Below are 20,159 nucleotides of genomic sequence, written 5' to 3'. Positions count from 1 at the left end.
GCAGAGGCAAGCCAGGCTTGCGGCAAGGCGGCCGGGACAGCGCGCTCTGCGAATATCCTTGGGTACAGGAAAGGTGACCTATACTATGAACATCTCTATAAGGCAGAAGGGTTCATTCCGGCGGCGCGGCCGCCTGCTCCTCTGCCTGATTCTTGGATTGTCCCTGCTGGCTGCAAGCAGCGCTTCTCCCCAGGCGCTCGCATCACAAGCCGGCCGGACCACCGTGACAGAGGCTGTCACGCAAGAAGTTCTTCCGGTGCTTGAGATGAAGCGGATTCCGGCACCGGAAACGCTGCAGGCCTTCACCCGGCAGACGATCAGCCAGCTCTCGGCGGATGCTCCTTTTAAGGAATGGAAGAATGCCGGGACGGAGGTCTACCCGCTTGGCCCCGGAACGCGCAGCTGGCTGGTCAATGTGATGAACAGCGGCCAGCGGATCGGCTATCTCATTATCTCCGCTGCGGATCAGGGCGGCTATCTGCTTAGCGAATACGGAGCCGGAACCGATGGCCTCCCTTACAGTATGACTGAACTGCGCCAGTATCTGGTGCAGCAAGGACTGATACCCTCTAATCATTCAGGTACAATCGGGCTCACGGCGCTCTATGCTCCGCTGTTGCCGATCTGGAAGATCACCACGGAGAATAGAACACTGTATTTGAATGCTGCCGTCCTGGAGCTGCTGCCCTGGAGTCAGAGTCAGGCAGACAGCATACTGAATACCCCGTTGGATGGCGCGTCTGCGCTGTCCTCCGGCGTGGGTGAGGCCCGCGCTCCCCTGCCCGCTCTGCGGAGCGGCGGAGAGGATGACCCGTACGCCAATCTGCTGTGGCTGAATGCACCCGGGCTGAAGACGCTGAATGGAGCAAGTCTTGCTGCCTTGCTTCAGGAGCGGGGCAGCCTCGCTTTTCAGTCCCCGGGGCACAATGATACCCTGGGCGCCCCCTTCATGATTACCGGCAGCCAGAGCTGGCTGAAGCCAGCGGCTTCCCGCGACCAAGGGAGCACTGAAGCCGCAGTGGTCTACGCCGCCGCCGGTCCCGGGGGCATCCGCTACCTCCCGCTTAGCGCGCTTCAGAAGGCCGGAACCTTCCACAAGCCGCCGGTCCCGCTGACTGGTGGAACCACGCTGGGCTCCGCTCCTCTGCCCGGTTCAAGCCGGTAGACGGATAGATAATTGCTGCTGCATACTGAAACAGCCTTCCCAGGTGCCGTCTGTACGGCACCCTTGGGAAGGCTGTTTGCTTATACATCTTATTCCTCTCAACGCCCGTTTTCTCCGAATTCAGGTGCATTTATACACCTGATACTCACTCAGCGCCATCGCTTACCGCTGAAGCGCTATTCCTTACCGTCCCCGTCCCTGCGCCATTTGCTGCGCCAGACCGACCAGGCGAGCGGCAGCGTGCCGAACCACTTTTCCGCCCACGGCTGCTTCTCTGCCTTCCGCCGAGCATGGACAGCGCGCGGATTCTCGATGTAGACGACTACTTTTTCCGTAATGTATTTCACCAGATCATCTCTGCCGGATGCCATTTCGTACACCTCCCAAGTGAGTGCTTGGCGGGTTACCGCCCATTGACCTTATGCCTATAGTGTGCTCCATTCCTCTGATCTCTAAACCGGATTCCGAAGGTTCGTATAGGTTGGGCAGTTAAGGCACAATCTAACAAGACTACATCTGTATGAACTGAAGAATTACCGGTCATCGCCTGAGGCAAGTAGCTGCGAACCGTCATTAGGTACAAGAAGCTGTGATTATTCCGGCAGGGAGGTTATTCACTTGAGAAAATCAGAAGCATTGGAGCCCCACACCGCTACATCGTCCCATTGTTCAAAAAAGCAGCCCCGGCTGAAAACCGGGCGGCGTCTGCAGCGGATTATAGCAGCAGCCAGCGTCCTGCTCCTGCTTACGGCAGGAGATGCCGAAGCGATTCACGCGGCTGCGCCCCGCACCAATCCGCAGACAGTATATCCCGGACAGCGCCAGCATATGCTCGGCCATGACCAGCGGATCATTCTGATTGATGCCGGGCATGGGGGGATTGACGGCGGAACCTCCTACGGCAGCATTCTGGAGAAAGACATCACCCTCGCCATCTCGCGCCGCCTTTTTCTCCTGCTGCGTGCGGACGGCTTCGATACCATCCTGAACCGGACCGGCGATTATGCGCCTAGTGATGAGAACCTGTGGCTGCGCAGCAGATCCCGGCATCTGCGCGATCTGGCTCAGCGCAAGGAGCTGGCGGAGACCCTTCCGGCCAATGTCGTGGTCAGCATCCACATTAACTGGGCGAAGTCCCCGTCCAAGCATGGTCCGCTCGTCCTGTACCGCCAGGAGGGACGCAGCTTCCTGCTGGCCCGGACCATTCAGGATCAGCTCAACAAGCTCTACAGGATGAAGAATGATCCTGTTCAGGGTAAGCCCTTCTACCTGCTCAACAAAATAACCGCCACAACGGTGATCGTTGAGGCGGGATTTGTCAGCAGTCCGGCAGACCGTGAGAAGCTCTGTACACCGAAGGGCCAGGAAGAGATTGCCGAAGCTATTGCGAACGGAATCGCTGCCTATCTTATGGAAGTGTGAGCCGGGAATTCCATTTCCATTCCTCGCGGACCAGATCGGAGATGCCGACGAATTGCACCTTGTCCTTCATTCCGGCAATGCCGCTGAGGATGCCCGCTGCGGTCTCTTTGCCCTGGATACCGACATGCCCGATGGTGACGCAGAACTTCTGATTCAAGGCCCGCTCCTGCACCAGCTTCATCTGCTTCGCGACATGGCTTGCCGAATGCACATCATCCAGGAAAATGTGGTTCTCCACCGGCGGCATGCCCAGCTCCCGGGCCATCCGTCCCGCGACTGAACGGTAATTGGTATGGCTGTCTACGAAGAATAAACCGCGCTCCTTGCAGACCTCCAGCACAATACCCATGACCCGTTCATCACCGGTCACCTTGGAGCCCATATGATTATTGATGCCGATCGCGTAAGGCACATTATCGAGCGCAGCCTCTACCCGCCCCCGGACCTCGGCGTCATTCATGCTTGTCAGTACAGCGCCCGGTCCCAGCCATTCCGGCTTGCCTTGACGCGGCTCCATCGGCAGATGGACCAGCACATCGAAGCCCAGCTCATGAGCGCACCGGGCATCCTGCTCGCTGGAGCGCAGGAACGGCATGACTGCGACGGTGATTTTGACGGGCAGCTTGAACATTTCCTCAGTCCCGCGCATACTGTTGCCGAAATCATCGATAATAACCGCCACACGGCTGAGTGCCTGCTGCTGCTGATTCCCAGCTGTCCGATTGCCCGATGCACTGCCCCCTCTGCTATCCGCAGGTGCGGATGCTGAAGCTGCCTTGTCTGACGATGCATCAGACACTCCATGCGGTGGAATCAGCGCCGCCGTCATAATCACCGCTGCGGCCAAGGGATACAGCAGGACACGCTTCACTCTGTAATTGCTTGTATTCATAATGGAGTACCTCCTTCGTGATTCAACAATTGTTCTCATTGTTTGGCTCACGGAGGTTAAATATGTACGGAGCGCTTACGCAATTATTAACAATGGGATACGGAAGCGGCACGGATGGCCTGTCAGCATCTTATGCCATTCCTCCAGCTCCGCTTCCACTCCCAACCGGCTGCAAGTGATTCTCACACTTTAACTTTGGCCTTACTTCTTCTTGGCATTTGCTTGCGGTCTCCGGTCAGCTCGCAGGTCTGCGGGCCCAGATTTCCCTGCTCTATTTTGACATCAATAAAGTCTACAATCTGCTGCAATGAAGCAATCTGCTCCAGAATCTTCTGCCGGTGATCCAGAATCATCACTTGCAGCTCGGGATAGGCCGACAGGTCTGCATCCAGAGACAGATGAAGATAGGGCCGCATGTCGTCCAGCGACATCCCTGTTTTTTTGAGACAGGTGATCATCTGCATCATTTCCAGATCTGACTCGCTATAGATCCGGTGGCTGTTCTCCTTGCGCTTCGCCCGGGGCAGCAATCCGATCTTCTCGTAATACCTTATCGTATCCTCCGGCATTCCGGTCCGCTCTGCCGTTTCTTTAATCGAATACCCCTGCGCGAGATCCGCTTCCGCCAGACTCATAGAATCACTCCCTTTGATTGTTCTCATTCCTCTCTTCCATTGTATAACTTGGAGTCAGCTCCAAGTCAATGACACATTTTATCGCTTGACTTGGATTCGGCTCCAAGTTATAGAATGGACACCATTCACCCACTCATATCCAAAGGAGCAATCATAATGAACATAACACACTCCCCCCGCACAGCGCTGATTACCGGGGCAAATCATGGAATCGGGTTGGCCTTAACCCGCCGGATGCTGGACGAAGGCTGGGAGGTCATCGCGCTGATCCGCTCAGCCTTTGCTGAAGATGACCCCCTGATCCAAGAGGCGCTTGCCCGCAGACAGCTGCGGATCTATAAGGCAGACCTGAGCGACTTTACCCAGCTGCGGAGCGCAATGCAGAGCATTAACCAACATGAGACGCAGATTGATTTGCTGTTCAATAATGCCGGTGGCAGCTTCCCGGAGCTAACCTTCTCCAAGCAAGGGCGTGAGCTGCATTATGAGCTGCAGACGGTGGTTCCGTACATCATTACGATGGAGCTGAAGCCACTTCTGCTGAACGGCACGCTCCGCACGGTCATTAATACCTCCTCCAACGCCTTCATGATGAAGCCCGGCTTCGATCCGGCTTCTCTTGCGCACCCGGCCAAATTCCAGATGCTGACCGGCCCTTATGCCGACACCAAGCGCGCCTTATCGTTGTGGACGGAGGCGGTGGCACCGGTGCTTGAAGCCGAAGGCATCCTCATCCGAAGTGCCGATCCCGGAGGCAACAATACCCTCCGCAGCGGCAAAAAATCCGGAATTCCCCTGTGGCTAAAGCCCATTACGCGCCTGTTCTTTCCCGAGCCTACCCATGGGGCAGGCCTGCTGTATCAGGCGGCTCTGGGTGAACACAGCGGCAAGTCCGGTGTCTTTCTGACCAAGAATCAGGTAAAACCGCTGAAATTCACAGAGCACAGCAGCCGTATCCTGAAGGATGTCCGGGCCATTTATGAGCGGGAATTCCTTCAGACCGGCAGCGCCAATTAGCTGCGCCTGCTGCAGAGGCAGCATGTGATACAAGATCAAGCCACAGCTCCCGATATAGAGGGCTGTGGCTTGACGATGCGCTGCATCCGTTTTATTTTATGCCAAACGGCATTCCAATTCCAATTCTGTTCACAGCAGCTCCGCCATTCGTCCGAATTCCCGCAACAGCCGCAAATTCTCAATCACGATATGTGCCTTCCACCAGTTCTCACTAATAGCATACTCATGTTCATATTCTTCCCAGCTCCAGGTCAGCTCCCAGACACCTGCGGCATTTCGGGTCTCCAGCAGATAATCAAGCTCCTGGTGCAGCAGCCCGCCGAGTTCAGCGTACCCGGGACTATGCGGCGAATGGATGAACGCTGACGGTCGGCAGCCATACCCGCTCCAATTCCCCTCATCTCGGCTGATTAGCCGTGCGCTCTGTACCTTGAACGCTTCTTGCAGCTCCACATAAGGGAAGTGCTCCTGAAGACCGGCCCAGATGATGCAATGCAGCAACGTGTCCATGCATTTCAGCGGGTGCATCTCAATAGCAGAATCACGCAGGAAAAGCTCCGTCAACTCATGGGCAATCCCCAGTCCAGTGGCATACAGCCCGCTATCCCGGGGAGCAGCCTTCAGAATGAATCCGGCCAGAATAGCTGTCGGGTTATACATACTGTGGGAAGTACTGTCCGAGCTTGTATGCCACCAGGGGGCATGAGGATAATCATTATTGGAAGCTACGACATTCCTCCACGTGCGGCCATCCATATCCACACCGCTGTCCAGGTATTTCAGAATTCCCTGTACCAGCGGATGCCCGTTATCTGCAAATTCCAGCTCCAGCAGCCGCTCGACCGCCGTAGCGGTCTGGATAGGCGTGGAATTCGGATTCCACGCGTCCGCTTCCAGCGCATGGCCGAAGCCGCCATCCTCATTCTGGTATGCGGACAGCGCTTCCAATACCGGCGCAGCCCCGCCGCCCTCAAAATGAAATTTCCACCGCGCCAGGTCCAGCGGACGGGCATTGCGGTACATCCAGCGTCTAATTCCCTCGTAATCCTCAAGCAGCAGCTTCATATACACTCTCCTTATATTCTTTTATTGTTATCTTTCCTACTATTCTAAGAGTTTTCCAGTATAATACAAGTAAATTCCCCGCTTGAATTTTCACTGCCCAAAATCCAACTAATCCCGGTATGTTACAATAAAAGCTACCCCGGCGGACTAATCGATATTTTGACGGGGTATACATATATTAGACGATGGGGCTGCCTTCGCAGCCTATCCGGGAATTCATGAAGGAGGGTCTTATGAACAGCACTTCCGGCAGTAGAAGAGGCATTTTCAATTTCTTCAAGCAGCTTTGGGTTAAAATCAGTGCCGATGATGTCCAGGGCATCGCTGCACAGCTGACCTATTATTTAATCCTGTCCCTGTTTCCTTTTCTGATCTTCATCATGACCCTGATCGGGTATGCGAATATCTCCCTGGAGAATAATATCCATCAACTGGAGCAGATCATGCCCGCCGAGGCCATCTCGATCATCGAAGAGATTCTGCAGGATGTATCCGCCGGGCGCAGCCAGACCTTACTATCCTTCGGGATGCTGGCTACACTGTGGGCTGCCTCCAAAGGGATCAACGCCGTCATCAAGGGGCTGAACCGGGCCTATGAGATCGACGAGAGCCGGGTCTTCTGGAAAATCCGGGGGATCGCCCTGCTCGCTACCTTGACGATCGGGTTCGTGGTGCTGCTCAGCATTCTGCTGCTCGTCCTCGGGAGCTGGCTCAAGACACAGGTCTTCCTGCTGGTTGATCTTCCCTATGGATTCCAGAAGCTGTGGGACCTGCTCCAATACGCAATTCCGCTGCTCGTGATGTTCATCGTCTTCACCCTGCTGTACTGGATCGCTCCCAGCCGGAGACTCATGCTGCGGGAGGTCATGCCCGGTGCGCTGTTCACCACCATCGGCTGGATCACGACCTCGATCCTGTTCTCCGTATACGTCAATCAATTCAGTGATTTCTCCAAAACCTACGGCAGTCTCGGAGGCGTGACGGTACTGCTCATCTGGCTCTATATCAGCTCATTCATTATCTTGGCCGGAGGCGAGATCAATGCCGTGCTGCTGAACCGCAAGGTGAAGAGTATGCCCCTCAGCGCCATCAAAGGACAGAAGCTCCCATGAACCCTGCTCTGATTGACGCCATTACCAAAAGCCCGCTCCGCACCTCCTTCTATCATTTCACCCGGGCGGTGAACCTGCCCGCCATGGCTTCCCTTGACGCCATATGCTCCTCTGCGGTGCTCAGTCCCGCACATACTGCCGGAGACCGGCGGACTGCTGCGCACCGGGTAAGCTTCGCCGGGCAAGCCGCGATGCTGAATGCCCATCTGCGCATTGTGCCTGAAGCGATGGCTCCGGGGACAACGGCGGAGGAATTCCGCCGCTGCCTGGACCGCCATGTATTTCTGTGGCCGACCTGGCGCGATTGCCTGGCAATGGCTGCGATGTATTCGCGCAGAGAACCGGGCGAGGTCTTCGCTGTGCTTAAGCTGGAGGCCCGCAGCGTCCTGGCTGGTCACTACGATCAAGTCAGGCTCTCCAAATATGATTCCGGCAGCTCTCCAAGGTTCCCGCACCGCATGTCTTACCGCAAAAGCTGCGCCATGCTGCTGCCCCTTACCGAATTCATGTCCTCTGCCGGACAAGCTATACCCGTCAAGCCGTCCGAGATCAAGGAGGTGCTGATTGAGGGCAAGCTCGCCCCTCTCAGCCAGCATTTACAGGCCGTCTACTGTTCACAGCCCCAGCTTGTGCCTGAGATCTGGCAGCCATTGTGCCAGCCTCTACTTCTTTCACCAAGCTAGTTCCGCTGCCCCTTAGCCTCCTCACAGAGGTTGAATTATATGTCGCAACGTGATATAGTCACACCATGACATAGTCACAGCATGACATATTTTCTTAGCCATGACTTGGCACAATGAACTGACGAAGCAGGTGAACGCGGTGTCCGCAGCGCACAAGGTTATGAAAAAGTACGTCCCCATGACCGAGACGGCCTTCTATATTCTGTTGTCCTTAACCAGACCCCGCCACGGCTATGGAATCATCAAGCATGTGGAGGAGCTGTCGGAGGGACGGCTCCGGCTGGGCTCGGGAACGGTCTATGGAACCTTGACCAAGATGAATAAGGATGGACTGATTACGGTATTTGCCGATGAAGAGAGAAAGACGGTGTACGAGGTGTCTGAACTGGGGAAGGAAGTCATGCGCGCAGAAATCGGCAGATTAAAGGAACTTCACCGCAATGCCGCCGCCAGTGAGGAGGAATTTCAATGAAAACTGTATTTCGGCCCTTTTGGAGCTATGATCTTCCGGGGACAGAAGCTTGGTTAACCGATATGGCCAGCCGGGGATGGCTGCTGGAGGAATGGAGCTTACTGCTGCGGCGCTTCACTTTCCGGCAGGCTGAGCCCGTCTTGCTAACTTATCAGATTGCTTACCAGCCAGCCAGTCAAGCCTCCATATCTTCCTATCTTGCCTCAGAGGGATGGAGCAAGCCATTGCAGCAAGGAAAGTGGAATCTCTACGCGAATGACCGGCTGCCATCACAGATTAGCGCTTATCCTTCCCGCACAGAGGTTCTGAGGCGAAACCGCATCCTATCCTATCTATTCACGGGAATCCTGGTGTACCTGCTGCTTATTGCCCTTATTCCACTGCTTGTACTAGGACTCACCTTCAATCAGGGGGCTCCAGTGCGCATTCAGCCAAGTCCCATGTGGGCAATTACCTGGACAGCCGCAGCCTTGGCCCTGGCCCTGCTTGTCCTTGCAATCTACTCTTTGGTGAAGCTCCGGGCGGCCAGTAAGGTATTTCTCCCGGATCATCAGGACATGGAGAAGCCTCCCGGACCGCCGCGGCCTGCGGGTACTACCAGGGTGCGGATGAAGTTAGGCTGGATGTATGCCCCCGACCGGCTGGAGCAATGGCTGGAGGATAAGGAGCAGCAGGGATGGAATCTCTATAAAGTAGGCTTCGGAGGATCGCTGTTCCACTTCAGCAAGGGCAGTCCCCGCCGCATGAAATATCACGCCGACTATCAGGTCGTTGCGGGTGAAGGCTATTTCGAGCTGCATCAGGAGGCTGGCTGGACGAGGCTCTACAGCTCACCGCTCTCTTTGCAGAAATGGACCCTATGGAGCCGGGAGAATCCGGAGCAGGCCGAACACGCCGAGCTGTACAGTGATCCGTTCCACCGCCTGAAGCATGCACGTAAAATCGCCATCAGCTATACCCTGCTGTTCCTGCCCATGATTCTGCTCTACAGCCTGAATGTGACGGCTTTCATTGATAATATGAGCCGGGAAGGAATCACCGCTTCCCGGGCATTGAATACATCTATTATGCTCTTCTGCATTCTGCTCTTCGGCTCATTAGCGGGCAGAACCTGGCTGTATTACCGGCGGCTCAAGAAGCTATAGGGATGGCTGCATCATGCCTGCACACGTAGGGACGACTTAGAGATAACGCAACAAAAGGCGTATACCGGAAGTTCTCCATGCGGAGAAGACTTTCAGTATACGCCTTTACATTCTAACCGGCCGGTCTATGGTTCAGAAGAATTGCGGGTATTGCTTCGACATGCTCTGTACCCGGTCCAGGAGTGTATTGGAATGCTCCATCACTACCTTGCGCATCCCTTCCACATCCCGCTTACGGGTAGCCGCAACCATCTTCACATGTTTATCGATATCGGATGGCTGGACCCCCTCCATCTTGCCGTAGAGCAGACGGATACGGTTGTAATGGGAGGCCACCTCTTCAATGGTGAACCAGGATAACTCCTCCCCGGCCGTCTGGAAGATCAGCTGATGGAAGCGGTTGTCCTTGAAGTAGAATTCTCTGAAATATTTCTTATCCATGTATTTCTTCTGCTTGTTGATCAGCTCTTGCATCGTATCTGCGACCAATTCACTGCATTTGCGGATGAATTCATCGATTACCGCGGATTCCAGGGATGTCCGGATGAACCATTCCTCGCGGACTCTTTGCAGATCAATCTTGGAGACTACGGTTTTGCGCTGAGGATATATTTCCACCAGTCCTGACTGTTGAAGGCGGACTACTGCTTCCCGTACCGGCGTGCGGCTGACGCCATAGCGTTCAGAGAGCTTCTGCACACTGACATCCATTCCCGGCTCGAGCGTCATATTCATGATGTCGTCTTTTATTTTATTGTAAGTTACATCATTCAGTGAATTACTGTTATTCATAATCTTCAACGTCTTCCTACACCTTCCCTGAACTCACTCCTAGTACATCACGGTATATTGTCTCCGCACTGGCTGAGTCGTAGCTGTAATACAACAGAACATCCAGAATAAACGGCGAGTAACGCAGTCTGTTCAGCTCCTGTGTAAAAGCCATGGCTCCAACTTCACTTAAGGTACGTATTGTAGAATAATTCTTCAGACCCAGCAGCTTCCATAACAGAATGCGCTCGGTTCGGGTGTATATCTCCTGTGCATACCGGTCTTCTACAAAATGATAAATTTCGTGGCCAAGGATAGTATTCATTATACCAGCTTGAGGAAAAAGTTCAACTAGCCCCGGCGCCTCCTCCCGCACCCGCTCCGCCGCTCTGCGTACGGGTTCTTCCATAATCTCCACCTTGTCCGGAGGGGTATAACAGGCGAACAGCACACGCTTGCCGGTCATGAGCCCGCGCTGGAATTCAAGCTTCAGCTTCAGCTTCTGTGCAAGCAGCCTAACATCGCTGGTACCATATTCGCGGACTATCCGCTGTGCGTATTCTATGCCGCAGGCTTGGGCCCGCTCCAGCATCTCCCGCTTCATCTCCGGCAGAAGGCGCCGGTTCAGAATATCCCGGGAGAAGGCGTACATTCCCCAAGCCTCGTCATCCACCTGCAGCAAATGATTCATCATTTCTCCTAGCTTCATCTGCACCTGCATGCAGCCTCCTGTCTATACTCTCTTCCGCGCGGCGGTTAGCTTTGCTTAATATTGGCCGCTACAACAACAACCTCCGTGTCCGGCTCGAACGTGGAGATCTCAATATCCATCAGCAGCTCCAGCTGCTCGAAGTCCGATGCGGTAAAGTCCATGACGCGCGCGCCGATACACAGGTAAAAGTCAGGCCTTGCAATCAGCTCCGTCTGATACACGGCCATTGCCTCCCACAACTGCTTAATCGCGCCGAGATAGTCACCCGCAGTGGTCTTAAGTGCCATGGCCCGGCCTCTCTGCACTTTGATGAAGCCTTTGGTATCCAGGATGCGGACCGCTCCGGCTTCACCAGCCTTATCCATCTTTTCACCGAAAATACTGACATACCGGGTCTTCTCCAGCAGCCGGGTCTTCTCCAGCGGGATACGCATATCCTTCGCCGCCAGCTCCCGCAGCTCCGCCTCATCACATTCCTTCAGCAGCTCGGTCGTCTTCACCTCTGTAGAACCCGTAGCAATGGCTGTTACTTTGGAGGTCTGCGGGTCAATATCAATATGAATCTCAATGCTCTCCGGTGTCGCTCCGCTCTGGATGGCTTTGTTCAAGGCTTCCATCTTGAGGGCGGCAATCACTTCCTTGGACGGAGACGGAATAATCCGCTCTACAACGTCCCGGACCATCGACAGGGCAACCCCTATCGAAGAGATCACCTCTGCATTCTCCGGGATGCTGTATTTGAGGCCCATTTTCTCCGAAAAATAGACAATCAGCGAAGCCGCGCCGCCGCCGACGCCCACCAGGGAGATCTGGTCCTTCTCCAGCTTGTATTTCTCCGCCAGCGCCAGAATAATGGGCTCAATCTTCGCATACGCCTTCTCCATAATCTGCTTGGCGATATCCTCTACCGTCGTTCCGCAGTAATCCGCCAGCGCCTGCATCGCCCTTCTGGCCGCTTCCACATTCCCGTAGGAGAAATGCTCCGGCTTCACCAGTCCCAGCACATTCGCCGCGCAGGAGTTCGTAATCGTCACCCTTTCCCCGTTCTCCAGCCGGATAGCCACATAATCATCAGGATCACCCGGCTTCGGCGAGAAGAATTCGACCTGCGCTCCCTTGATTTTGGCCGGGTCGGTGAATACCGAATAATCCAGCCCGCCGATATGCGCCGATCTCGGTCCGACATCGACCACCCCGCTCTTGTTCGCCCGGATCATGGACCCGCCGGCCACGCCGAGCACCCGTACATCCAGTGAATTGACATAGGTCGGATGACCGCCGACGATGGAATAGTCGATGGCCGGGCGGCCGTTTTTGATGACACCGATATTGGTAGTCGTCCCGCCAACCTCGAAATACACTCCGTTCGAGGCTCTCAGGTACATCAGCGATCCCATGACCGAAGCCGCCGGACCCGACAGCATCGTAAGCACAGGCCGTTTCTTCATCTCACTGATCTCCATGACGCCGCCGTCGCCTCTCATAATCATCAGCGGAACATGGACCCCGGCCCCGCGCACAGAGTTCTCAGTGGAATTGGCGGTATCCAGCATCTTCGGCAGAATGCTTGCATTAATCGCCGCCGTCCGCGTTCTGCGGGTCAGCCCATACAATTTCGTGATGTCGGAGGCCATCGTAGTCGGCATGCCTTTTTTCTCCGCTTCGATATAGACCAGTTCCTCCGGCCGCCCGTTATCTACGCCAAAAGCCATCGACGGCACAATCACCTGTGCCCCCTGCTGCTTCAGTTCATCGATGACCGCCTGCACGGAGGCTTCGGACATTTTACGCACATTAAGGAAGCTATTGTAGATCTTGATCTCCTTGCCGTTGCCCAGATCAATATTCTGAAGCTTGGTCTGACGCTTGGCGAGCCACCCCTCCAGACCGCCCTTCGCCAGGCCAATAATGCCCACCTGGGCAATATCGCCCTCGATCAGTGCATTGGTAGCCTGCGTGGTACTATGGGCCACGAACACTACATCCTCCGGCCGGATGTTATTCTCCTCCAGACAATTCTGGAAGCATTTCACCACACCTGCGGCTACGCCTGTCGCATGATCATGCGTAGTCTTAACGGACGATTTCCCGATAATCTCATGTGTCGCATTGTCAATCGCAACTGCCTTGGTATGTGTTCCCCCTACATCGATTCCCATTCTAACCATTGTACTCATATGATTTCTCCGTTTCTCTTCATTAATAGTGGACTACACCAGATTGCCGTACATGAAGAATACGATCGTACACAGGATAATCCCGATGATCCAGCCCGTAGGAATCGACATCTTCATGTATTCCTTGGCCGGAACCTTCGTATAACCGAAGCCCCAGGCCACCCAGGACTGTGTAACGTCCAAATGCTGCGGTGCGACTGTCGTAATGGCGAACAGCGGATAGAGGAATTGTACCGGCCAGGCTGCGGTTGCCACCACGACGGCCAGAATGGCCGAACCGGAGCCGACGAGGTTCATCGGGCCGCGGAAGAAGCCGAGCGGTGTCAGGATAGCGAATACGATACATAAGAGTAACGCGGTCTGGGGCATTGCGCCGTCCAGCAGGGTTTTGAAATAAGGGGAAGCATAAGTCGCTGCATTATTGAACATCGACAGGGTGAGCAGGAACCCGATCATGGGGGCTACATCGATGGCTCCGTCCGAGAACTGCTTCGACAGCATTCTGCAAACGCTTGCAAAACCACCCTTCAGCTTGCCGCAGGTCAGCAGGGCGAACAATGCAGCGAAGATAAATCCGAATATGATTGGAACCTTGAGCACCACCACACCGATGACCGGCAGGATGATCGAGATCCAGGAGATGGCAGGCGCATCTACCGTAGCTCCGCTATCCGGTGTTGCCGCCCAGGCCCGTGACAGCTTCCGGTTCATCATCACATTAGATACAACCAGAACCACAATCAGAGACACAGCCATCGCAATCATGCCGAATTTGAAATATGTATTATAGTCGTAGCTGGCATAACTTTCATTGGCTGTTGCAAAAATCGCCTGATATTGCTTAAAGTTCACAATGTTCCCGAAGATCCCCGCCATAATCGAGCCCATGAAGGAGAATAAGGCAATCGGTGAAGGAATCCCGAGCGACAGCATGATCGGCAGCACGATGACAGCAATGGAGATTACCGGGCCGATACCGGTCATGGAGGTGAAGATTACAGCGGTAACGATACATAGCAGAGACATGGTAATTCTCGGTTTGTCTCCTCCAAGCTCTACGACCTTACGGATTAGCGTAGCGGCAATCCCCGTGTCGATCAGGACTCTGCCGAAGAAGGCGCCGAAGAAAATATTAACCAGGATCGCCTTCCCGTAGTTCTCAGGCCCCGTCTGGAACACGTTCGTCAGGACGTCAATGAACGTCTTGCCCTCCATCACAGAGGTAGGATGGATGCTGTTTCCGATCAAGGCAATCGAGGTCCACAGCACCGACATGACGAAGAAGCCGACCATGAGGTTATACCCCTTGACGCAATACCACACCAATCCGAAAAAAGATAAAACCATAATGAAACCGATTACAACATTAGCCACATCCACAAAAATACCTCCTGAAGTAGGATCAATGAGTTAACATGCTAACATGCTATTCATACGTACTGACATGTTAGTTTGCCACGTGAAAATATTAACATGCTACTTCATTAGGCGTCAATACTCTTCTGCACGTTATTTCAGGCTGTTTTTGAAGCGGGATACAAAGCAAAAACAGAGGCTGCAGATGTGATCCATCCTGTGCCTCTGTTCTTTTCCATACTCTTCACTTGTTCTGGTTAATCACCTTGTCGCGATACTTCTGAAATTGCTCCCAGGATTGCTCCGCTGCTTCAGGCTGCTCAAAGTCGATATAGCCGGTATCCGATGTGTCCAGGGCATAAGCCTCCAGTGTCTCGCAGATAAGGCGGAGGGTATTCATTACTTCTCCCCCGCCCCGCACATGCAGCATGATGGAATCCACGAGCTCCTCATCGCCAGTGTTGAACTCGATCGAAAACCCCTCGCCCTCAAGGATGCCCCATGCCTTATCGTGGTAATCCAGCTGCGGAATGGCACGGGTCAGCTTCGCAATGATATCGTCACGTTGCCCCAGGGGAGGCACTGGGGGCTGCTCCTCCTCCGGCGCTTCAAAATCATACTTCACTTTCATGATAAGAACATCCCAGCTCATCGTTGCTCACTCCTTGGTTAAGATTGAGGCAGAATTAGTTGTACCGCTTTGACTTAAAAATTTCCTCAGATCATTTTCCAGCTGCACAACCTCCTGGTTCGCAGCCTTCGCATAATCCGGACGCATCATATCCTTAACCATATTTGTGCGCAGCCACGCAAGGAAGAGGGCATCCAGCATGAAGCTTGGGAGTTTAGGGACCCATTTAAAGATTGGCGGATCAATGGGAACACCGGCTTTCTCAATTTCCCTCAGGTAGGCTTTTAAAGTAACTGTGATTTTACGTGCCGTCTTTCGGGTTCCAGGCGTTATGGGGTCAATTACCTGAGTCCCGGAATACAAGCCGCCCAGCAGAGCAATGTCTGATACAGAATGTGTAATTAGATACGCCTTCATATCCTTTTTTATCACGTAAGGAAGCTTTGCTGCTTGGAATATTCTTACGAGACCTTCGATCCGCTGCGTCACTGTGCCATTCATTTCTCCAAATGCGGTAGCCACTAAAAACTTGGGCATGAACCGGGCATACAGGACTCCATCCTTAATCTGTCCGCCGAAGCCCGGAAAAGCCGGTAAAAGTCTATCCCCCACAATCCCCCGCCACGAAGAAAATCCAATCGAGCTATTGGTCATCGTAACTATATTTTGGCTTTGATTATCTTTTAGCGCGAGCAATGCGGATTCGGCCCGGTCATAACGAACGGTAACGAAAATAAAATCGTATATATCATCATTTTCGAGTGTATCCATGACCTTCACCGGAATCGATCTGACTGTACCTTTGTCATTATATTGCAGGCCTTTTTCTTGTAAAAGTCTGAATCTGTCCGAACGTGCAAACAGACTAACATCATATCCTGCTTCCATAAACTTCATTGCGTAAATACTCCCGATGACACCTGCACCAAAAATTAAAATTCTGTCTGGTTTTACTGACATATAACCACCCCGCCGATTCATATTTCCTTTTGATCATCCAACAACATGTTGTATGATGTGATCATAAAGCTTTAGGATTCCTTGATCAATCATCAGATTTTCAATATCTGTCGGATGATATTCTACACGCAAGCAGGAGGGAAACATGAACAAGCAGCCCCAAATTACGGAGAAAACAAGACAAAGGTTCATAGAAGTTTTTTGTGAGCTCTACAGCCAAAAGCCGGTTGAGAAAATTTCCATTCAGGAAATCGCCAACCGGTCAGGGTATAACCGCAGCACCTTTTACCAATACTTTACAGACATTTACGAATTGCTGGACACTGTTGAAAATAACTTGCTCCATGACATCAAAACAGAACTAGCCAGTAAAGAGCCGTCCATGCATTCGGTTCAGGATGCGCTCTCTTGTATGGACAAAAAAGAACATCTCCTGGCGCTCCATGCCCTTCTGGGCGATTATGGAAGCCCCCGTTTCTTGGCACGCCTAAAAAGAGACATCCCCATGGAGCAATTCCTGAACCTCCCGCACAACCATTCCTTAACGCCGTACTTCATTGACTTCTATCTGACATCTGCTCTTTCTTTATTTCGCCTTTGGCTACAGCGTGAAAAGGATATACCGCCTGAAGAATTTATCCAGTTAGTGGAGAATTTATATTCAAGAGGAATTACGACTTATACTCAAGAATGAGGATACCTCACCAGCGAAGCCGGAAGGAAAATAAACACAACAAAGGCCCGTCCATTCCCACTAGGGTAAATGAACGGGTCTTCTGTAATCTGCGATGCGGTCAAGAGGACTCGAACCTCCACGATATTGCTATCACTGGCACCTGAAGCCAGCGCGTCTGCCAATTCCGCCATGACCGCATATTCAGTTGACTTGCTTACGCAGTCACAAGATAGATCTTACCATGCCAGAATTATGGAGTCAAGTTTATTTTATTGTAAATTGCTATCCATAAATTGCAAGTAAAATCTTGCTTTTATTTGCGGGTTCGGTGTATAATGAGAACAAAGGTTCGCATACTATAAATGAGGTGATTTATAATGGCGATTACCAAGAGACACCCCCTAACTACACCAACCATCCCTGAGAATATAACCAAAGATGAATTGTCCCTGGTCAGAAGCTATCTGCTGCTAACGTTTATTCATAAAGTATTTGAACGGGACTGCCGTGCCATCGGCAAGAGCGGTCTGTTCAAGACACCCCAGCTCTACATGGAGCTGGTATCCAGCGCTACCAAGAAGACATCCCTGATGCTGCAGGAGGTTACCCGCGAACTTACCGTGAGCCAGCTCAAGATCAGTACCGTGCGCCAGGATCAGCGCGGAGTTACCGCCGAGTATAACTGCCGGGGCTATGTTGGCGAGATCCATATTCTATGGCCCGGCTTCCGCAATGAGATGATGCAGCGCATGCGCGCCTATCTCGGACTGGGTGCAGAGCTTGCCTCCGTCCTTCCCCGGGAGGAACGGGCCGAACAGTTAGCCATGTCCATCTAAGCCGCCCTTGTGGTGGATTGTACTGCTGACATGAAGAGCCTCGTCCTTTTATGGACGAGGCTCTTGGTGCGGGCAGATTAATATATGATACGTTGATGGGGAGCGGCTTGATTAGACTTTGTTGTCTGGAGTACAGCCGGCATACATGTGGTCCAGCTACCTTCGCGCGAGCCAATGTAATCGGTTTTTCGATTACATTTGGTCCAAGCGGCACCCCTGCCCCTTCCTGACGTTCACCGGTTCGACGCCTGAGCGAACTTATTTCACAACCTTCTCCAGCTGCTTCGACCCTGCCTCCGGGAACAGCTTGGCCGTATGCTCTACGATCCGCTCCTTGGATGCTTCAGGCTGAACACTGTACTGCGAAGTCACCCATTCTGCTCCGAATACATGCTCGCTCACGGCATAACGCCCGATACCCCAGCCGTAGGGACGGCCGTGCTTGTCCAGCTTATACTCGAATTTGCTGGCTGTAATGTAGGTCTGCATCTGGAGCAGCGTCATGGCTGTGTCGAAGCCTTTGGCGCCCTTGACCGCGAAGCCAGCCAGCCCTTTAAGGTCACTCGAGAGCAGCCCCGCCTCATGCTCCAGCAGCACATCCATGATTCGTTTGCTGGCCATAGAGGCCAGTCCATCATCATATCTGGCATCGAAATCATAACCGTCCCGGCGGTAATTGGCGAAGTCCGGATACCATTCTCTGCTAATGAATCCGGCCTTCTTGTTAAAAAGCTTCGCATAAGCAATCTCGCCCCCGGCCGCAATCTCCTCGCGCCATTCCCAGGGCCCGATCACATCCTTCACGAACCAGTAGCCCGCAGGCGTGCATTCCTCCAGAGAGAAGCCTGCGATCTCACAGCGGAACAAGGGCAGGTAACCGATCTCCCGCACCAGTGCGGCCAGTTCCCCGGCATTCTTAATGACCGGCAGCTTCATGATTGCCCTCCAGGGTGATAGGTCCAGCCTTCGTCCCCATGGTAGATCATCTGCTTACTCATCCCGCCGTCTATCGTAATATCATCGCCCGTAATGAACCCCGCAGCCTCGCTGCACAGGAACAGTACCATGGCCGCGATATCCGCCGGAGTTCCGACCCGTCCCGCAGGATGCTGCAGCCGGTCCGGCTCTGTGTGAACCGGCTCCGCCGATTCCCCTGTTCCATGGTACGCTGTGGTATCAATCCAGCCCGGGCTGATGGCATTAACCCGTACCTTGCCGGCCAGACTTACACTAAGCGCGCGGGTCAATGCGCCGATCCCGCCTTTGGCGGCAGTATAGCTCTCGGTATCCGGCTGCGACATCCGCTCCCGGCTGGAGGAGATATTCACAATCGAGGCACCTTCGGCAAAATGCGGCTTAAGCCGCAGCGTCAGATAATAAGGCGCCGTCACTCCGATCCGCTGCACATACTCGAAATCCTCATAGCTGCATTCTGATTGCAGCCCTTTACGGCTGATGCAGGCATTGTTAATCAGATAATCCACTTGCCCGTAACGGCTGATCACCTGTGCGGTGAAATCATCCAGCACCGGCTGCTGCGCAATATCGCCCGGATAGAAGAACAGGCGCTCTGTCCCATACCGCTCCTCCAGCCGGCGTCCGGCAGCAAGATCCGTATCCAGGCAGGCAACCACTGCCCCGGCCTTAAGTAATTCCTCAGTCAGGCAGCGCCCGATTCCGTTTGCGCCGCCAGTGACGATCGCAATTTTATTATGATGACTCATCGTGGCCTCCGTTCTCCGCTCATTCTGAGGTATAGGCTTCCGGTCTGGGCTCGCTCACCGGCTGATACAAGTATCTCCGGTCCAGCTTCACCACATGCTTGTTCGGACGCCGGATCATCACCTGGGTCTCGTCCCAGGCCAGCACGATCCCTCTGATATCATTGCTCGCCAGCCCATCGCGCACGACTCTTACCCGCTCACCGGAAATCCGGTAGGCATCCAGTTGTTCATCGCTGATCATAGTATTCTTGCTCCCCTCTCTGTGCTTAGCTTGTCCAATCTGACCCTGAATCTCATCATGAAAAAGACCCAAATGAGAATCATCCGGGTCTAGTTACGTTTCAATCAATCTGTATGTCTTATGAAGTTCCTATATCAGCGCTTCATTCTTCTCGAACCAGAAGTCAAGAACTTTAGCGGACATCACACGTTGTTCCAGATATTCGACCTGATGCTCTGTGAACGTCTGTCTCCAGCCATACGACAGCTCTTCACATAAACTTGTGATTGTCAAAAGCTCCGACCAAGCAACATAACGTTTGTACCAGAAAAACTGAGGATGTTCGATCATATAGGGATACAAATCGTCGAACTCCGTGTGTTTGCAATCCAGCGCACGCTCGAAGTGATCCTTAGCCTCGGTTAGTTTATCTATAAAAAATTGCTCTGTCACCGGTTCATTCCCCATTGTGACGCCTCCTCTCTCAT

The 20,159-nt window shown here is 53.4% G+C and carries 23 protein-coding genes and 1 tRNA gene; 9 read left to right on the top strand and 15 right to left on the bottom strand.

Features of this window, described 5'->3' with window-relative positions; genetic code table 11:
- Positions 1–85: 85 nt before the first annotated feature.
- The gene (locus tag MHH28_RS01585) at positions 86–1,165 is read left to right on the top strand and encodes a hypothetical protein (RefSeq protein WP_405110855.1); all 1,080 of its coding nucleotides are present in this window, start codon (positions 86–88) and stop codon (positions 1,163–1,165) included.
- A 176-nt stretch (positions 1,166–1,341) separates the two neighbouring features.
- On the opposite strand, the gene MHH28_RS01580 is transcribed toward MHH28_RS01585, so the two are convergent.
- Positions 1,342–1,536 carry a YqzE family protein gene (locus MHH28_RS01580; protein ID WP_405110852.1) on the bottom strand — a complete coding sequence of 65 codons (195 nt, stop codon included), beginning with the start codon at positions 1,534–1,536 and terminating at the stop codon, positions 1,342–1,344.
- Between the two features lie 247 nt (positions 1,537–1,783).
- Here MHH28_RS01580 and MHH28_RS01575 point away from each other — a divergent pair, with 247 nt between their 5' ends.
- Entirely contained in the window at positions 1,784–2,587 is an 804-nt protein-coding gene (locus tag MHH28_RS01575; RefSeq protein WP_405110850.1) for an N-acetylmuramoyl-L-alanine amidase, read from the top strand.
- On the opposite strand, the gene MHH28_RS01570 is transcribed toward MHH28_RS01575, so the two are convergent.
- Together MHH28_RS01570 and MHH28_RS01565 are read right to left on the bottom strand one after the other, a co-directional pair.
- On the bottom strand, positions 2,574–3,479 hold the full coding sequence (locus tag MHH28_RS01570) for a divergent polysaccharide deacetylase family protein (RefSeq protein ID WP_405110847.1): 906 nt from the start codon (positions 3,477–3,479) through the stop codon (positions 2,574–2,576). The genes MHH28_RS01575 and MHH28_RS01570 overlap by 14 nt on opposite strands.
- A gap of 182 nt (positions 3,480–3,661) precedes the next feature.
- Positions 3,662–4,141 carry a MerR family transcriptional regulator gene (locus MHH28_RS01565; protein ID WP_405110845.1) on the bottom strand — a complete coding sequence of 160 codons (480 nt, stop codon included), beginning with the start codon at positions 4,139–4,141 and terminating at the stop codon, positions 3,662–3,664.
- Positions 4,142–4,270: 129 nt separating this feature from the next.
- Between MHH28_RS01565 and MHH28_RS01560 the strand changes: the two genes are divergently transcribed.
- Positions 4,271–5,131 (top strand): SDR family NAD(P)-dependent oxidoreductase, encoded by an 861-nt coding sequence (locus tag MHH28_RS01560; RefSeq protein ID WP_405110842.1) that lies wholly within the window; start codon positions 4,271–4,273, stop codon positions 5,129–5,131.
- Positions 5,132–5,260: 129 nt separating this feature from the next.
- Here the strand turns inward: MHH28_RS01560 and MHH28_RS01555 are convergent, their stop codons facing one another.
- Positions 5,261–6,196 carry a hypothetical protein gene (locus MHH28_RS01555; RefSeq protein WP_405110840.1) on the bottom strand — a complete coding sequence of 312 codons (936 nt, stop codon included), beginning with the start codon at positions 6,194–6,196 and terminating at the stop codon, positions 5,261–5,263.
- Positions 6,197–6,429: 233 nt separating this feature from the next.
- Between MHH28_RS01555 and MHH28_RS01550 the strand changes: the two genes are divergently transcribed.
- The 4 genes from MHH28_RS01550 to MHH28_RS01535 all read left to right on the top strand — a co-directional run bounded on the left by MHH28_RS01550 (position 6,430) and on the right by MHH28_RS01535 (position 9,608).
- The gene (locus MHH28_RS01550) at positions 6,430–7,308 is read left to right on the top strand and encodes a YihY/virulence factor BrkB family protein (protein WP_405110837.1); all 879 of its coding nucleotides are present in this window, start codon (positions 6,430–6,432) and stop codon (positions 7,306–7,308) included.
- A complete protein-coding gene (locus MHH28_RS01545; RefSeq protein ID WP_405110834.1) occupies positions 7,305–7,991 on the top strand; it encodes a DUF7002 family protein in 687 nt (228 codons plus the stop codon). Before MHH28_RS01550 ends, MHH28_RS01545 begins: the two co-directional genes overlap by 4 nt.
- A 160-nt stretch (positions 7,992–8,151) precedes the next feature.
- On the top strand, positions 8,152–8,463 hold the full coding sequence (locus MHH28_RS01540) for a PadR family transcriptional regulator (protein ID WP_405110831.1): 312 nt from the start codon (positions 8,152–8,154) through the stop codon (positions 8,461–8,463).
- A complete protein-coding gene (locus MHH28_RS01535; RefSeq protein ID WP_405110828.1) occupies positions 8,460–9,608 on the top strand; it encodes a DUF2812 domain-containing protein in 1,149 nt (382 codons plus the stop codon). The genes MHH28_RS01540 and MHH28_RS01535 overlap by 4 nt, the downstream gene beginning before the upstream one ends.
- A gap of 132 nt (positions 9,609–9,740) precedes the next feature.
- Here MHH28_RS01535 and MHH28_RS01530 read toward each other — a convergent pair whose 3' ends face one another.
- The 6 genes from MHH28_RS01530 to MHH28_RS01505 form a co-directional block, all read right to left on the bottom strand.
- Complete coding sequence (locus MHH28_RS01530; protein ID WP_209990901.1) at positions 9,741–10,400, bottom strand: GntR family transcriptional regulator; 660 nt, start codon at positions 10,398–10,400, stop codon at positions 9,741–9,743.
- 16 nt (positions 10,401–10,416) lie between these two features.
- Positions 10,417–11,088, bottom strand: coding sequence for a hypothetical protein (locus tag MHH28_RS01525; RefSeq protein WP_405116784.1), 672 nt, complete (start codon positions 11,086–11,088; stop codon positions 10,417–10,419).
- 47 nt (positions 11,089–11,135) lie between these two features.
- Positions 11,136–13,268 (bottom strand): hydantoinase/oxoprolinase family protein, encoded by a 2,133-nt coding sequence (locus MHH28_RS01520; RefSeq protein WP_405110824.1) that lies wholly within the window; start codon positions 13,266–13,268, stop codon positions 11,136–11,138.
- Between the two features lie 33 nt (positions 13,269–13,301).
- A complete protein-coding gene (locus MHH28_RS01515) occupies positions 13,302–14,648 on the bottom strand; it encodes a citrate transporter (protein ID WP_405110821.1) in 1,347 nt (448 codons plus the stop codon).
- 220 nt (positions 14,649–14,868) lie between these two features.
- Entirely contained in the window at positions 14,869–15,276 is a 408-nt protein-coding gene (locus tag MHH28_RS01510; RefSeq protein ID WP_405110819.1) for a hypothetical protein, read from the bottom strand.
- Between the two features lie 6 nt (positions 15,277–15,282).
- Positions 15,283–16,215 carry a ketopantoate reductase family protein gene (locus tag MHH28_RS01505; protein WP_405110816.1) on the bottom strand — a complete coding sequence of 311 codons (933 nt, stop codon included), beginning with the start codon at positions 16,213–16,215 and terminating at the stop codon, positions 15,283–15,285.
- Between the two features lie 145 nt (positions 16,216–16,360).
- On the opposite strand from MHH28_RS01505, the gene MHH28_RS01500 reads away from it, so the two are divergent.
- Entirely contained in the window at positions 16,361–16,909 is a 549-nt protein-coding gene (locus MHH28_RS01500; protein ID WP_405110813.1) for a TetR/AcrR family transcriptional regulator, read from the top strand.
- A gap of 95 nt (positions 16,910–17,004) precedes the next feature.
- On the opposite strand, the gene MHH28_RS01495 is transcribed toward MHH28_RS01500, so the two are convergent.
- Positions 17,005–17,088 (bottom strand) — tRNA-Leu (locus MHH28_RS01495).
- Positions 17,089–17,268: 180 nt separating this feature from the next.
- Here MHH28_RS01495 and MHH28_RS01490 point away from each other — a divergent pair.
- Entirely contained in the window at positions 17,269–17,727 is a 459-nt protein-coding gene (locus MHH28_RS01490; protein ID WP_405110810.1) for a hypothetical protein, read from the top strand.
- 258 nt (positions 17,728–17,985) lie between these two features.
- Here MHH28_RS01490 and MHH28_RS01485 read toward each other — a convergent pair whose 3' ends face one another.
- From MHH28_RS01485 to MHH28_RS01470, 4 genes are all read right to left on the bottom strand, one after another.
- Positions 17,986–18,663, bottom strand: a complete 678-nt coding sequence (locus MHH28_RS01485) for a hypothetical protein (RefSeq protein WP_405110807.1) — start codon at positions 18,661–18,663, stop codon at positions 17,986–17,988.
- On the bottom strand, positions 18,660–19,451 hold the full coding sequence (locus tag MHH28_RS01480) for an SDR family oxidoreductase (RefSeq protein WP_405110804.1): 792 nt from the start codon (positions 19,449–19,451) through the stop codon (positions 18,660–18,662). The genes MHH28_RS01485 and MHH28_RS01480 overlap by 4 nt, the downstream gene beginning before the upstream one ends.
- A gap of 19 nt (positions 19,452–19,470) precedes the next feature.
- Complete coding sequence (locus MHH28_RS01475; RefSeq protein ID WP_036695680.1) at positions 19,471–19,692, bottom strand: hypothetical protein; 222 nt, start codon at positions 19,690–19,692, stop codon at positions 19,471–19,473.
- Positions 19,693–19,821: 129 nt separating this feature from the next.
- Complete coding sequence (locus tag MHH28_RS01470) at positions 19,822–20,139, bottom strand: hypothetical protein (protein WP_340941896.1); 318 nt, start codon at positions 20,137–20,139, stop codon at positions 19,822–19,824.
- Positions 20,140–20,159 lie beyond the last annotated feature (20 nt).

It is taken from the genome of Paenibacillus sp. FSL K6-1217 (assembly GCF_045040735.1).
Taxonomy (GTDB): Bacteria; Bacillota; Bacilli; order Paenibacillales; family Paenibacillaceae; genus Paenibacillus_AQ.
This window is presented reverse-complemented; position numbering and strand designations above follow the sequence as displayed.